General features: G+C 54.6%; 11 protein-coding genes. 6 read left to right on the forward strand and 5 right to left on the reverse strand.

Going from position 1 to position 15,392, the window contains the following annotated elements:
- Positions 1 to 47 precede the first annotated feature (47 nt).
- The 6 genes from D9980_RS25120 (at position 48) to rpoS (ending at position 7,932) form a co-directional block, all read left to right on the forward strand.
- Positions 48 to 2,711, forward strand: coding sequence for a TcfC E-set like domain-containing protein (locus tag D9980_RS25120; RefSeq protein ID WP_202913969.1), 2,664 nt, complete (start codon positions 48 to 50; stop codon positions 2,709 to 2,711).
- Between the two features lie 10 nt (positions 2,712 to 2,721).
- Entirely contained in the window at positions 2,722 to 3,906 is a 1,185-nt protein-coding gene (locus tag D9980_RS25125) for a CfaE/CblD family pilus tip adhesin (protein WP_121608748.1), read from the forward strand.
- Between the two features lie 297 nt (positions 3,907 to 4,203).
- Positions 4,204 to 4,965 (forward strand): 5'/3'-nucleotidase SurE, encoded by a 762-nt coding sequence (gene surE, locus D9980_RS25130; RefSeq protein WP_065687019.1) that lies wholly within the window; start codon positions 4,204 to 4,206, stop codon positions 4,963 to 4,965.
- Positions 4,959 to 5,585 carry a protein-L-isoaspartate(D-aspartate) O-methyltransferase gene (locus D9980_RS25135; protein ID WP_024484091.1) on the forward strand — a complete coding sequence of 209 codons (627 nt, stop codon included), beginning with the start codon at positions 4,959 to 4,961 and terminating at the stop codon, positions 5,583 to 5,585. Before surE ends, D9980_RS25135 begins: the two co-directional genes overlap by 7 nt.
- Before the next feature lie 310 nt (positions 5,586 to 5,895).
- Positions 5,896 to 6,879, forward strand: a complete 984-nt coding sequence (gene nlpD, locus D9980_RS25140) for a murein hydrolase activator NlpD (RefSeq protein ID WP_162304328.1) — start codon at positions 5,896 to 5,898, stop codon at positions 6,877 to 6,879.
- Positions 6,880 to 6,933: 54 nt separating this feature from the next.
- The gene (rpoS, locus tag D9980_RS25145; RefSeq protein ID WP_024484093.1) at positions 6,934 to 7,932 is read left to right on the forward strand and encodes an RNA polymerase sigma factor RpoS; all 999 of its coding nucleotides are present in this window, start codon (positions 6,934 to 6,936) and stop codon (positions 7,930 to 7,932) included.
- Positions 7,933 to 8,585: 653 nt separating this feature from the next.
- Here the strand turns inward: rpoS and D9980_RS25150 are convergent.
- The 5 genes from D9980_RS25150 to D9980_RS25170 all read right to left on the reverse strand — a co-directional run bounded on the left by D9980_RS25150 (position 8,586) and on the right by D9980_RS25170 (position 15,360).
- On the reverse strand, positions 8,586 to 9,965 hold the full coding sequence (locus D9980_RS25150; RefSeq protein ID WP_121606694.1) for an IS4 family transposase: 1,380 nt from the start codon (positions 9,963 to 9,965) through the stop codon (positions 8,586 to 8,588).
- Positions 9,966 to 10,124: 159 nt separating this feature from the next.
- Positions 10,125 to 12,680 carry a DNA mismatch repair protein MutS gene (gene mutS / locus D9980_RS25155; protein WP_121608750.1) on the reverse strand — a complete coding sequence of 852 codons (2,556 nt, stop codon included), beginning with the start codon at positions 12,678 to 12,680 and terminating at the stop codon, positions 10,125 to 10,127.
- A 78-nt stretch (positions 12,681 to 12,758) separates the two neighbouring features.
- Positions 12,759 to 12,959: a hypothetical protein gene (locus tag D9980_RS26795; protein ID WP_162304329.1), complete on the reverse strand. Its 201-nt coding sequence runs from the start codon at positions 12,957 to 12,959 to the stop codon at positions 12,759 to 12,761.
- Between the two features lie 142 nt (positions 12,960 to 13,101).
- Positions 13,102 to 14,223 (reverse strand): hypothetical protein, encoded by a 1,122-nt coding sequence (locus D9980_RS25165; protein WP_238393667.1) that lies wholly within the window; start codon positions 14,221 to 14,223, stop codon positions 13,102 to 13,104.
- Between the two features lie 18 nt (positions 14,224 to 14,241).
- The gene (locus D9980_RS25170) at positions 14,242 to 15,360 is read right to left on the reverse strand and encodes a hypothetical protein (protein ID WP_238393668.1); all 1,119 of its coding nucleotides are present in this window, start codon (positions 15,358 to 15,360) and stop codon (positions 14,242 to 14,244) included.
- Between the last annotated feature and the right edge of the window lie 32 nt (positions 15,361 to 15,392).

The following is a 15,392-nucleotide window of genomic DNA, read 5'->3' on the forward strand; positions in this document are numbered from 1 at the left end:
CAATGGCTTTTCGCGCTCGCCTATCCGCAGGGTTGTTGGTAGGCCTTATGATTATGCAACACGATTTGTCGGCTACCCCTAAAATTCCACCAGGCTTTGAGTCCTTGGCACAAGGGCAGCTTGTTTGGGTCGATGTTTCCCTCTATGGCCAGTCTCTCGGGCTTTATGAAGCCAATATTAATTTGGAACAGGTTGTCTTCATAAAGCCAGCGGAACTGGCTGATGCCGTGAAGCAGCAATTCAACGACGATCCTGAACTGGGTGCACAACTGATGACTGCGTTGGTGCAACCGCTCGCGCGTAACGGCAACCTTGCCTGCAGCGGTAACGGTAATGCGCCAAGCTGTGACTATCTGGAAACCCAGACGGTTGGCATCATCTATGACGAGAATAATTCCCGGGTTAACCTGTTCCTTGACCGTCGGTATCTCCCGAAAAAAGCGGCCGGTAGCGGTTTCTATCAGGCGACGGCAGAAAGTGAAAATGCGCTGATCCATCAGCAAAACCTCAATTTTGTTGCGGATGAAAACTATCAGTCATTGTCGCTTCAGGGCACTGGCTCACTGGGCGTAACTGAAAATGGCTATCTTAATGCCGACTGGTTCTATACGGGGCAGCGCTATCGCCATAGTAACCATCAGCAGATAGAGATGAATAATGCCTATTTTCGGCAGGATCTGTGGAAAAGCCTCTATCTGCAAGGCGGCATGATGGACTCCCGCGACATCTTCAGCAACGCTGGGGGCAATATCAACCTGAGCCAATTGCCGATTGGCAAAATCCGTGGGCTACGGACAGGCTCGACCACGGCTTGGGTCAACCAGAGCCAGGTTTCCCGGGGGACCCCGGTTTCGGTCTTCCTATCGCGCAACGCTCGCATCGACGCCTATCGTGACGAACAGTTACTGTCATCCTTTTATCTGAACGCCGGGGCACAGGAGCTGGATACGCGCACCTTCCCCAGCGGCAGCTATACCGTCACGCTGCGGATCTATGAGGATAACCAGTTGGTCAGGACAGAAACCGTCCCTTATACCAACACCGGTGTGGCTCAGCTCAATGGTCCTCAGTGGTTCCTGCAAGCCGGGGTTGAGGTAGACCACGATACGCATCCTATGGCGGACGATCGGCGGGTGGTACAAGGCGGGCTGCGCATTCCGTTGACCGATACGCTGTCGCTGACGGCGGGGAGCACGGTATTGAGCGACGTACACTACTGGGAAGGGGCGGCAGACTGGAGCCACGGTTTTAACAGTGGCCCGCTGGATGGCGTCATGACGGTTCGCGCCAGTTATCTGGCCGGCAGCGAGGGAACGCGGGGAAATATTCAGCAAATTAACTATAACGACGGATTCTCATTGAGTTTCTATCGCTCGGCCCTCTCGGTGCCTGACTGCGATTCTCAACAGAGAAACTATGGCTTTAGCGGTTGTTACCAGAGTTCCAACCTGATGTTTTCAGTCCCGCTCGCGCAGTGGTTCGCCAATATTGGCTACTCGCTTAACAGCAGCGGCGGGCGTTACCGCTATCGCAGTGAACTGCCCGACAATGATGATAACCATCTGGACGCAGCCCCTTGGGAGCAGATCTACACGACGCGTTCGCGCAGTCAAACCTGGCAGATGGGGATCAGCCGTTCCTTTGCGTTCAACGACATTAACATCAACAGCGGAGTCAGTGCTTTCAGGCGTCACGACAGCGGCCAGCAGGGAACCGACAAAGGCGGCTACCTCACCGTCAGCCTATCGTTCTCTGGGCGCCGTGGCGGTGCCACTAACAGCAATACCTCTCTGGCCGCCAACTATCGCAATAGCCAGCGTGGGGAAGGGCAACTCAGTTATAACGCCAACTACAGCCGCTATATGGACGAGAGTGGGCAAAATGAGCTGGGAGCTTCGATATATGGCGTCAATAGCCAGACCCTGACCGCAGCAACCTACGCCCGTGCCGGTGGGCAGTACGGTAACGGCAGTTTCGCCGTCAGTGATGCCTATTACAAGGTAGCGAACCGGCACACGCTCAGCAGCAGTGGCAGTTATAGCTCCTCTTTACTGGTCGATCGCAGCGGACTTTATTGGGGACGTTGGGGGGATGGCCGCCCGGCCTCCGCGATCACGGTTGGAGTGGACGCAGGCGAAGAGAGCCGTGCCGCGTTGATCAGCGTAGCGGTAGACGGCAGCGGTCAGACGGATGTGCGCAGCAACAGCCGGGCACTGTTTACCGTACCGGGCTATCAGCCAACCACCTTTGATATCAACGAATCACTGAGCGCGCCAGCCGGTATCAGCAGTGAGATCCGCCGAGGGGCGGGAACGCGTACGGCGTTTATGGTGCCGGGGAAAGTGCTGCGGCGGGAAATCGAGGTGACTTCACGCTACACCTGGTTGGGCAGAATGCTGGATGAGCAGGATCGGCCTTTGGTTAACGGCATCCCTCTTAACGTACTGTCCTGGACCCCGCTGGGCGAAGGTGGCTTTAGCCTGGAAACCACCCGGCCGATGAAGCGGCTGTATATGATGCGTGGCTCACAGTTCTATCAGTGTGCCATGAAAGTGCAGGCCATGCGTGACGTGGTACGTTATGTCGGTACTACCCGCTGTGCCGGGGTGACCCTAGCTAACATACCGCCAGCTGAGCAGAAGCAGGCGCAATTGATGACCGTGCGGCAGGGCCATGGCTCTGGAGTGCCGGTAGCGATGAAAACGAACTAGGTAATGATTGATGTTATTGAAAATAATTAGCGGTTTTAAATTTATCATTGCAGGAGCCATTAACCCTTTTAACCTGTGCGTTATGCTAGGGGGGCTGAGCGTACAGGCGTACGGTGCCAGTATCGCCCCGCAGGCACAGAATACCAAGGTCAATGCGACCTACGATCGCATGAGCCTGCCAGCAAATATCTATATCTGGGATCAGGCATTCGGCGGGAGTACTGATAGTGGCGAATGTTCGACGGCTGTTAATTGCAAAGACAAGGATGTTCTTAACTCCCTAACGTGCTATTCCGAGACCGATCCAACCAATGGTGCCTGCCAGGTAAAATTGTGGTGGTGGGATAGTACTTTCAATAATAATTCGAAAACTCTGACGCTGCGCTTTACTCACAGCAGTGGAAAGACCAAAGATTTACTGGTCACCTCTATTAAAGCTACGGGTAAATTTAGTTCCTGGATCACCGGCACCAGTGTGGGTTCCCAGGGATTCAGTACTTTTATTCCCGCCTCCGAGTTGAACAAACTATCTGATGCCGGTGTTTGGCGCGCTGAACTCAAGATGCAGGTGAAAGCTTGGGATGATTGCAGTGCATCTGCCTACGGCTGCCCAGGCATTTTCCGCGTTACCTGGAAGGCGAGTCTGGCTCTTAACGTGACGGATTATGGTAACCAACAGATTTACCTACCCGCTTTTCCGACTTCGGCACCGGTTATCAACCTGAATCTGAATACCCGGCCGGGAGTCGGCGCGGGTAAGAGCGTCAGCGGCAGTACTGGCCTGGATATGTGCCTCTACGATGGTAACGACTCGGCCAGTAACCGTATCAGCCTGCTGTTGCAGGACGAAGGGGACACGGCTCCCGATCGCATCAAGGGGCAGTTTTCACTGTATCGCCGTGGCGGTGATAAAGCCAAGGCGCGTGACCGGCTGGACTACCAGGTCAGCGTGATCAATCCCACCACCGGGGCAGTGCAAGAGATCGCTAACGGCAAAGAGGTCATCTGGAGCGATACCAATCGCCGCAATATCCAGCGGCCGGTGGTGTTACCTGGCGGCGGTGCCCCGGCACTTTGCGTGCCAGCCCCGCTGACCCTGACAACGCCAGCCTTCTCAATGGCGGATAAAACGGCGGGGGATTACACCGGCAAGTTGCGCATTATTTACACACCAACCACCCAGACGGCCCCATAATCTGGGAATTTCACGACCCACTTCAGGTAATCATCCCAGCCCCCTTTGTCGAGGGGGCTAACCTGCCCCGTTTGCCACTGATGACCGTTGAATTGTATAGTAGATCGCATAGCTGGCTGTTTTGGCTAATACTATCAGCATCAGCGAGGCAAGCCTTGCTGTACCACGCAAGTCACAATGGGTAACACGGCGGGTTGGGCTTACTATTGAAAATATTATTAAAAACAGATAGATGTAAAAAAATAGGGCACAACCCTCGTTTTATCGCTTTCAGCAAGAAAGTTGTTTAACGACAATATGAGAATACTCCTAAGCAACGACGACGGCGTTAGCGCCCCGGGTATCCAGATACTGGCGGCGGCGTTACGTGAATTCGCCGAAGTGCAGGTAGTGGCCCCCGATCGTAACCGCAGTGGTTCCTCCAATGCGCTGACGCTGGAGTCGCCGCTGCGTACTCTGACGTTGCCCAACGGCGATATTGCCGTGCAGCAGGGCACTCCGACGGACTGTGTCTACCTTGGCGTTAACGAACTGATGCTACCAGCACCGGAGATCGTGGTGTCCGGTATTAACGCTGGGCCAAACCTCGGTGATGACGTTATCTATTCCGGCACGGTGGCTGCCGCGATGGAAGGCCGCCATCTGGGGCTGCCCGCGTTGGCGGTGTCGCTCAATGGTCATCAGCATTATGAGACGGCGGCGGTAGTCACCTGCCGTATTTTGCGCGCGCTGCAACAAGAACCGCTTCGTACCGGTAAAATCCTGAATATCAATGTCCCTGATTTACCGTTGGCGGAAATTAAAGGGATACGCGTGACTCGCTGTGGCAGCCGGCATCCCGCCGATAAAGTGTTTAGCCAACCGGATCCGCGTGGCCAGATGCTGTATTGGATCGGGCCGCCGGGTGATAAATTCGATGCGGGCCCAGACACGGATTTTGCCGCCGTGGAGCAGGGCTACGTGTCGGTCACGCCTTTGCAGGTGGATTTGACCGCCTACGGGGCGCAAGATGTGCTATCAAAATGGTTAACCAAAGCAGAGGTTAGCGGGGAATGGTGAACAAACGCATACAAACGCTGCTGGCACAGCTACGCCAGCAGGGGATCAGGGACGAACGGCTGCTCAAGGCAATCGAGAACGTACCGCGTGAGCGTTTTGTTGATGAAGCATTAGCCCATAAAGCCTATGAGAACACGGCCCTGCCGATTGGTTCGGGGCAGACGATTTCTCAGCCTTATATGGTCGCGCGCATGACCGAGCTGCTGAACCTGCAGCCGAACTCACGCGTGCTGGAGATTGGCACCGGTTCGGGTTATCAGACCGCGATCCTGGCGCATATGGTGCAGCATGTCTGCTCTGTTGAACGCATCAAAGGGCTACAGTGGCAGGCCAAGCGTCGCCTCAAGCAGTTGGACCTGCATAATGTATCGACCCGCCATGGCGACGGTTGGCAAGGCTGGGGCTCGCGTGGACCATTTGATGCGATCATCGTGACGGCCGCGCCGCCGGAGATCCCGCAGGCGTTGATGCAGCAGTTGGACGACGGTGGCATTTTAGTGTTGCCGGTGGGCGAACAGGCTCAGGTACTGCAATGCATTCAGCGGCGGGGCGGTGAGTTTTCCATCGATACCGTTGAGGCGGTGCGATTCGTTCCCTTGGTGAAGGGTGAACTGGCTTAGCCGATCGGTCATCAAGGTGGATAACAGACTTGTAGGGGCGCTGCATGCTGAGCCCGTCTACCATGGTCATCAAGCTGAATAATATTAATTTTCAATAGAATTGTTCCAGTATGCAGTTGTCTTATGGCGTGATCGTGCCAATGTGGCTAGCATTGGCGCCACGGTTTTTTAGCTCCCTGGTGGGTGATCTTCTGGTTTTCAGGGATCGGCCAGGGAAACCTTATGCTGTAGAACGATAAAGCTCGGCTACGATGTATAAGGTATTTTTTGATATTGCTGTCATGGGGGAAGCATGAGCACGGGAAGCCCAATGAGTTCTTTACGCCGAGTTGCGGTGTGTACGATGTTAAGTGTGTGGTTAGTTGGCTGTTCGGATAAAAATTCTACCTCAGCACCTATCAGCAGCGTCGGCGGTGGTGGAGCTGCCGCATCGGCTAACGCCGGTGGTGGTAACGCATCACAGCAGGGGCGTATTGTTTACAACCGTAGCTATAACTCGATCCCTAAAGGGAGCTACAACGGTGGTAGCAGCTATACCGTTAAACGTGGCGACACGCTGTTCTATATTGCCTGGATCACCGGCAACGATTTCCGCGATCTGGCCCAACGCAACAATATTCCGCAGCCATACAGCCTGGAAGTCGGCCAAACCCTGCAACTGGGGAGTGGTTCTGCCAACGGCGGCGGTGGGATGTTAGCGGGTGGTAATGGTACGGTGTCAAAACCGCCTTCTACCACTCAGATACAAACTGTAACGGTTGATTCTCAATCAACGAACGCGTATTCTGATAACTCGAGTAAACAGAATGTAGGTAAAATGTTACCTACATCAGGAGTCGTTGTGGCAGGCTCAGCCGCAGCTCCTGTTACCGCACCAGCCGCTACGCCACCGGCGAGCAGCACCGCCAGCAACAGCGCCCCAGTTAGCACCTGGAAATGGCCAACTGACGGTAAGATCATCGATAACTTCTCCTCATCGGAAGGTGGGAACAAAGGCATCGATATCTCTGGTTCCCGTGGGCAGCCGATTGTCGCTACCGCCGATGGCCGTGTAGTGTATGCAGGCAACGCTTTACGGGGTTACGGTAATCTAATCATCATCAAACACAACGATGATTACTTGAGTGCCTACGCCCATAACGACACCATGCTGGTCCGGGAACAACAAGAAGTTAAGGCGGGGCAGAAAATAGCAACGATGGGAAGCACCGGAACCAGTTCAGTACGTTTGCATTTCGAGATTCGTTACAAGGGGAAATCCGTAAACCCGCTGCGTTATCTTCCGCAGCGATAGATTGGGCAGAATGCGCTGTATTCTGCTCGCGGTATCACGGGTAGGAGCCGCTTTATGAGCCAAAATACGCTGAAAGTTAACGAGTTACATGACGATGCAGATTTCGATGAGAACGCCATGGAGGCTGAGTCATTCGATGAAAAAGCGCAGGTAGAAGAAGAGACCAGCGAGAATGACTTGGCGGAAGACGAGCTGTTGTCTCAAGGTGTTACCCAACGCGTATTGGATGCCACGCAGCTCTATCTGGGCGAAATCGGTTACTCCCCTCTGCTGACCGCAGAGGAAGAAGTTTATTTTGCGCGGCGTGCACTGCGCGGAGACGTGCCGTCCCGCCGCCGCATGATAGAAAGTAACCTGAGGCTGGTAGTGAAAATTGCCCGTCGTTATAGCAATCGCGGCCTGGCGCTGCTGGACCTGATCGAAGAGGGTAACCTTGGTCTGATCCGTGCGGTGGAAAAGTTTGACCCAGAGCGCGGTTTCCGTTTTTCCACCTATGCGACCTGGTGGATCCGCCAGACGATTGAACGGGCGATCATGAATCAAACCCGGACTATCCGTTTGCCGATCCATATCGTCAAAGAGCTGAATGTTTACTTGCGCACCGCGCGCGAGCTTTCTCACAAACTGGACCATGAACCCAGCGCTGAAGAGATTGCGGAGCAACTCGACAAACCGGTTGATGACGTCAGCCGTATGCTGCGCCTGAACGAACGTATCACGTCTGTTGATACGCCGTTAGGTGGGGATTCAGAGAAAGCCCTGTTGGACATTTTGACCGACGAGAAAGACAACGGGCCTGAAGACACCACGCAAGACGATGATATGAAACAGAGCATCGTTAAATGGCTGTTCGAATTGAACGCCAAACAGCGTGAAGTGTTGGCTCGCCGTTTCGGCCTGTTAGGCTATGAAGCGGCTACGCTGGAAGATGTTGGCCGTGAGATTGGCCTGACACGTGAGCGTGTTCGTCAGATCCAGGTTGAAGGCTTACGCCGCCTGCGTGAAATTCTGCAAATGCAGGGCCTGAGTATTGAGGCACTGTTCCGCGAATAAACGCGTTATAGCCATAAAATAAGAACGGTGAGCGTTGATGACGCTCACCGTTTTTTTGTGCCTGCGATTTGCTGTGATTGACGGCAATTTACTCTTGTTTAGGGTATAACGTCGTCGATATTTGCCCCTCACCCCAACCCTCTCCCACAGGGAGAGGGAGCCAGTACGGCGCTGTGGTTAGGTTTTAGATGCGGTCTGTGCCACCGTCTGGATAATCAATGGTCAGCCAGCGATCGCTGCTCCCGCTCACCCCGACCCGCTCCCAAAAAGGAGAGGGAGCCAGTACGGCGTTGTGGTTAGGTTTTAGATGCGGTCTGTGCCACCGTCTGGATAATCAATGGTCAGCCAGCGATCGCTGCTCCCGCTCACCCCGACCCGCTCCCAAAAAGGAGAGGGAGCCAGTACGGCGCTGTGGTTAGGTTTTAGATGCGGTCTGTGCCACCTCTGGATAATCAATGGTCAGCCAGCGATCGCTGCTCCCGCTTACCCCGACCCGCTCCCAAAAAGGAGAGGGGGTCAGTTCAGTGTTATGGTCAGGTACTGCGATCTGTTTCCCGAGACAAAAGGGAGCTGATTCAGAGCCATGGTCAGGTAGGTTTCTGCAACTGATAGCGAACTCGGACGGTCCCCTCTCCCTGTGGGCTGTCTCTTGATCAGATCTCCTGATCAAGAGACTTCGCCAGTTTATACCCTTCGACGATGTCCTGAAGCTTGAACCATGCCTCCCACATCACCACCCATCCCGCTCGTCCCGTTCGTTTACTGTCATACCAACGCCCCAGCTTTGCCAGATTCAGGTACGCCCACTTCAGGCTCGGTGGCGTCTTTGGCAAGGTTTTACCTTCCTGTTTCACCCACAGCAGCTTCCATTCTAGTGGACTCAGTACCCGTTCACAGCTTTCATTGAGCGTTTCTTCACTCAACCCGCCCTGGCGTAAGGCCAACACACGTACCGCTATAAAGCTCAGGATCACGATCATTCGCTCCAGATTATCTCGCGTTTGCATCCGCAACTGTTCCACCTGCGTTCCACCGCTTTTCCAGGCTTTATGGTATTCCTCTATCAACCAGCGACGCTCGTAGTAGCTGATAATGACCCGAGCCTCTTCTGCTGAAGTAACTTTTTCTGATGTCAGAAGATGCCAGCATGCTCCCTCTTCAGCTTCTTCACGACAGCAGATATATGTCAGCGGGACACTGTTCTCTTCTGACGTACTCCCCGGCATTTTGAGTTCGACCGAGCTATAGCGGATACTCATTTGTGCCTCACGCGCAGCACGCCCGCCTTTCTGAACCACATTTAGTAGATAACTGCCTGCTTCTGTTAGTGTTTCTGGCAACTCCAACAGTTTTTTATCCTGTCCACTCAGCAACCGGTTCTGAGCCGCCCTAACGACGAAGCGCTGTCTATTTTTCGTTTTATAATCAAGGTAATGCCAGATGTCCGCTTCTCGATCACAGACGGAGATAACTTTTGCTTGTGTGTCACCGAGCCGCTGTGCCGTCCGTTCAGATGCCTGTTGCCATTTGTAACTCTCTTTTTCTTCATAAGGCACGTGTTTACGTTGGTGTTTTTTACCGTATTCATTAGCCTCACGACTCCAACGATGTTGGTCGATAAGTCCCAGGAACTGTGCGGCATCGGGAGCATAAAGCAGGACGGAGTGAGCGAGTAGACCATGAGTATTCTTGCTGGTTGTGGTGTTCCCCAACTCGTCATACGCGGTGGTATGGGCGAAGTTAATAGAGGTCGTATCTTCCAGTGCAAGGAGCAGCGTGTGTGTATGAGCAGCGTTTGCCGTCGCATTGAAGCCCGCCTCGGCAATGGCGTCGGGTGAGACATTGGGGTTGCGGATCAGACGATAAGCCCCTTCAACTTCAGCGGCGGTTTGGGATGATTTCACAATAGAAAGTCCTGTTTTTTTAGCCAACGAGGCAGTGAATTTGACGAGACGCTGAGTTCGCCGATAGTCGCCAAGTTGAGCGAGACCAAAAGTCTCGTTAGCCCATGAATAGCAATCAGAAAGCACCATACTAAAAACCGAAGAAGAGGAGAATATAAAGAGAGATCAACAGACGGGGAGAAAGTTCAAAAACTCCCCGGCGTTTGCGCCGGGGAAATGTGTATAAGAGACAGCCCTGTGGGAGAGGGTTAGGGTGAGGGGTCACATGCCCAAATCAATGGAACAGCCTCACACCAGGCTTTTCAGCCGGTAGATCCACTCCAACGCCTGGCGTGGCGAAAGAGAATCCGGATCCAATGTCTCCAACGCTTCCACCGCCGGTGAAACCTCTTCGTTCAACAGCGTCATCTGGGTCGCATCCACCGTACCTGCTGCCGTCTGGCTGGAGAGACTCTCCAACTCACGTAACTTCTGGCGCGCACGCTTGATCACATCACGCGGCACACCTGCCAACGCCGCCACCGCCAAGCCGTAGCTCTTACTGGCAGCGCCATCTTGTACGCTATGCATAAAGGCAATGGTATCGCCGTGCTCCAGCGCATCCAGATGCACGTTCACCACGCCCTCTATTTTCTCCGGCAAGGTGGTCAGCTCAAAGTAATGGGTGGCAAACAGCGTCATAGCCTTGATGCGGCTGGCCAGGTTTTCTGCACAGGCCCAGGCTAAGGAAAGCCCGTCGTAGGTGGAGGTGCCACGGCCAATCTCATCCATCAGTACCAGGCTGTTTTCCGTGGCGTTATGCAGGATATTGGCGGTCTCGGTCATTTCCACCATAAAGGTTGAGCGGCCAGAAGCCAGATCGTCTGCCGCGCCCACGCGGGTAAAGATACGATCCACCGGCCCGATGGTGGCTTTTGCCGCCGGTACATAGCTGCCGATATGCGCCAGCAACACAATCAGTGCCGTTTGCCGCATATAGGTACTTTTACCGCCCATATTCGGGCCGGTAATGATCAGCATACGGCGCTGTGGTGAAAGGGAAACCGGGTTGGCAATAAAGGGTTCGCTCAGCACCTGTTCCACCACCGGGTGGCGGCCATCGACTATGCGAATGCCGGGCTGCTCACTGATGGTCGGACAGGCGTAGTTCAGCGTTTCGGCACGTTCTGCCAGGTTGGCTAACACATCCAGCTCGGCCAAGGCTCCGGCGCTCTGTTGCAGTTGCTCGAGATGCGGCAGCAGCAGATCGAACAGCTCGTCATACAGCCCTTTCTCGATCGCCAAGGCTTTCCCTTTTGAGGTAAGCACCTTGTCTTCATACTCTTTCAGCTCGGGAATGATGTAGCGTTCCGCATTCTTCAGCGTTTGGCGGCGCACATAGTGGATCGGCACCAGATGGCTTTGGCCACGGCTGACCTGAATGTAGTAACCATGCACACCGTTGAAACCCACTTTTAGCGTATCCAGACCCAGCTTCTCGCGCTCGCGGATTTCCAGACGATCCAGATAGTCGGTGGCACCGTCGGCCAGCGCCCGCCATTCATCCAGCTCTTCGTTATAACCCGGGGCAATCACGCCACCATCACGGACCAGCACCGGTGGGGATTCCACAATGGCGCGCTCCAGCAGTGCCTGTAGCTCGTCAAATTGACCGACCCGTGACAACAGCTTTTGCATCTGTGGTGCATCAGCGTTTTCCAGCAGGGCGCGGATATCCGGCAACTGTTGGAAGGCGTGGCGCATGCGGGCCAGATCCCGTGGGCGAGCCGTGCGCAGTGCCAAACGGGCAAGAATACGCTCCAGATCGCCAACTTGACGCAGGGGTTGCTGCAAATCACAGCTCAATGGCTGCAATGCGGCGATGGCCTGCTGGCGGTTGTTCAGCACCTGAACGTCGCGGGTGGGCATATGCAGCCAGCGTTTGAGCATGCGGCTACCCATGGGGGTAACGGTACGATCAAGGATGGCTGCCAGGGTATTTTCACTGCCGCCGGACAGGTTCTGGGTGATTTCCAGGTTACGGCGAGTGGCCGCATCCATAATGATGCCGTCTTGCTGGCGCTCCATGGTGAGGCCACGGATATGCGGCAGTGAGGTGCGCTGGGTATCTTTAACATATTGCAGTAGACAGCCCGCTGCGCGCAGCGCCTGATGGGCCTGCTCGACGCCAAAGCCGGTCAGATCGCGGGTGCCGAACTGCAGATTCAACTGCTGGCGTGCGGTGTCCAGCTCAAATTCCCACAGTGGGCGGCGGCGCAGGCCGTGGCGCTGTTCGATCAGCGCCATTTGCTCGAAGTTTTCCGGGTAAAGCAGCTCTGCCGGATTGGTACGTTGCAGCTCTGCCGCCATGGTTTCAAGATCTTCTGGCTGGGCAACGCGGAAGCGGCCGGAGCTGAGATCCAATGTGGCATAGCCAAAGCCGCGGCCATCCTGCCAGATGGCGGCCAGCAGGTTGTCCTGGCGCTCTTGCAGCAGGGCTTCGTCGGTGATGGTGCCAGGGGTAACGATGCGCACCACTTTACGCTCTACCGGGCCTTTACTGGTGGCAGGGTCGCCAATCTGTTCACAGATCGCGGCCGATTCCCCAAGCTGTACCAGCTTGGCTAGATAGTTCTCCACCGCATGGTGGGGGACACCTGCCATTGGGATGGGTTCACCCGCGGAGGCACCGCGTTTGGTCAGCGAGATATCCAGCAACTGAGAGGCACGTTTGGCATCGTCATAGAACAGCTCGTAGAAATCCCCCATTCGATAGAACAGCAAGATCTCCGGATGCTGCGCCTTAAGGCGCAGGTATTGCTGCATCATAGGGGTATGCGAATCGAGTTTTTCGGTGCTAGTCATAACGTTACCGTTTCCAATCCATTGAATTTAAAGTTGATTGTGATATTCGTTGTCGTCATTGGGTATCACGTCGCCTCATTAAAAAACCGCCAAAACGTTCAGGATGAGCAACAGCAAGCGCTGCTCAAATAAATCAATCGGTTGGTCAAGAGATCGAGCATATATGACAGGCAAACAGGCTGGCAAACCTTTGTCGTTCAAAGCCTGCACAATGACCAAATCAACAGACAAAAACCAGGCTGAACCCAGCAAGATCCGACGTTTGCGTGCCGCAGGCATTAGGACCTCATTCGGTCGTTATACTAGCCTAGCCGGCAATAGGCTGTCACAGCTAAAAATTGGAAGCACTACGCAAACTAGATATTTAATGGTGACTAAGCTTGCCCTAGCGCAAGCAAATCAGAAGTGAAGGGAGCTATCCTCAATTAAACGTCACCAGCATTTCAGCGGCGGCGCTAACATTACCGAGCGGCAGATCTTTGCCCCCCGAACACAGCCGCCAGGTCACTTGATGGGTGATGTTCAGGCTGGTTTGCGCCTTGGTGATACGGCCGATTTTTAGCTGGCTATTATCGAACGGTAGCCCGCTGGTGGCACTGCAGCTTCCACTGCCGGTCACGCCGTTATCAATCTCACCGGTGATATAGCCGCCGCCCTCGCGCAGGGCCAAACGGGTTGCGGCTGATTGATACAGGCCGGTCAACGGCCGGAACTGAAGGTTGATATTGGCATCGATCAGGTCAGAGGATTGTCCACAACTGGTGATGAGTGGATAGGATTGCACGGCCAGCTCGGCCCCGGCCTGCGGGTCCTTCATCACGTTGCCAAAGGCGATTGAAATGGGGGTATTGACCGCACACTCGAGCGTGGATATGCGCAGCTTGATATCGGACGGGAGGATTGAAGCTCTTCTATCCCCAGACGCTACCTCTGAGAAACTGGCAGCATACATCTCCGGTAAGGTTATTTCGGCAGCCTTCTGTTGACCATCGGCAACCAGCACCCAGGTACCCGATATTACGGCAGCACGAGTCGTGGAAGGGGAATAAAAATATTCCTGAGAAGTCATTGCTGGCGGCAGGCACCAGCTATAAGCCTCAGGTGAGGTTACTTGAGTTCCGTTGCTGCTTACCCCTTTGGTTTCTGGCAGCCCCAGCGTACCGGATAGCAAAACGAAGCTGCCCATAAAGGTGTAATAGCCTACCTTACCGCTGGCTCTGGGTATGAGCCCCACGCCCGGTGCTATCTCTAGGGCTGGATAACCCGCAATGACCTTCAGAAAACCAGTCCCTTGGCAACTGCCCTTACTTGAAGAAACAGCCAATAGCCCGTGTTTGACATTAAGGCGTGCATGCTCCATAGAGCCACTTAAGCTTGCCGTAAACGGCAGACCTTCCCACAAAATCCCCGTCCCTTTACCAATGATAATGGTTTTTGCCAGAACGGCTGGTGGGGTCAGGCTCAATAACAGCGCCAGCAGGCCGAGTGCGCAGCAGCGGTGGCAATATAGAGTAGGCTTTGGCGTACTGGCGCTGTTTTTCACTTTATTGTCCTAGCTATGCTAATTAAACGTCACCAGCATTTCGGCGGCGGCACTAACGTCACCGAGTGGCAGATCTTTGCCCCCCGAACACAGCCGCCAGGTCACCTGATGGGTGATGTTCAGGCTGGTTTGCGCCTTGGTGATACTGCCGATTTTTAGCTGGCTATTATCGAACGGCAGCCCGCTGGTGGCGCTGCAGCTTCCACTGCCGGTCACACTGTTATTAATCTCACCGGTGATATAGCCGCCGCCCTCGCGCAGGGCCAAACGGGTAGGGGCTGATTGATACAGGCCGGTTAACGGCCGGAACTGCAGGTTGATATTGGCATCGATCTGGTCAGAGGGCTGCCCGCAGTGGGTCGTCAGTGGATAGGATTTCACGCCCAGTTCGGCCCCGGCCTGCAGGTTTTTCATCACCTTGCCAAAGGTGATTGCCGTGGGGGTATTGACCGTACACTCGAGCGTGGATATGCGCAGCGTGATATTGGATGGGAGGATTGAGGCCGATCTATCCCCAGACGCGACCTCTGAGAAACTGCCGGCATACATCGCCGGGACGGCTATTTCACCAGACTGCTGCTGACCATCGGCAACCAGTACCCAGTTGCCTGATATCGTGGCTGTACGCATACGGTTAGTGGCATAGTAGTAATTTTCGAATATCAAGTCTGGCGGCAGGCACCAGCTATAAGAAGGAGGCGCGGTCACTTTAGCTCCATCGCTGGTCTCCCCTTTGGTTTCTGGTAGCCCCAGCGTACCGGATAGCGACGAAGGCGTTCCGGCATTAAACCTGTAATAGCTTGCATGACCGGTGGCTCTGGGGAGGAGCCCCACGTTTGACGTTAGCTTTACTGCCGGATAACCCGCAATGGTCGTCAGAGCTTGCGTTTTTTGGCAGACACCCTTCTCTGAAGAGACCGCCACTAGCCCATACTCGGACCTAAGCCTTGAGTCATCCAAACTGCCACTTAAGGTGACATTAAACGGCAGGCCTTCCCACAAAATGCCTTTACCTTTGCCAATAGTAATGGTTTCCGCCAGTGCGGCTGGTTGGCCCAGGCAGGCTAACAGCAGTATGCAGGGGGCTTGGTGGCGGCGGTTTAGCCTATGTCTTGGCACACTGGCGGTATCTTTCACTGTCACTTGTCCTTGTGGATTGGTTTGCGCAT

This window comes from Serratia sp. 3ACOL1, assembly GCF_003668775.1.
Lineage (GTDB): Bacteria > Pseudomonadota > Gammaproteobacteria > Enterobacterales > Enterobacteriaceae > Chania > Chania fonticola.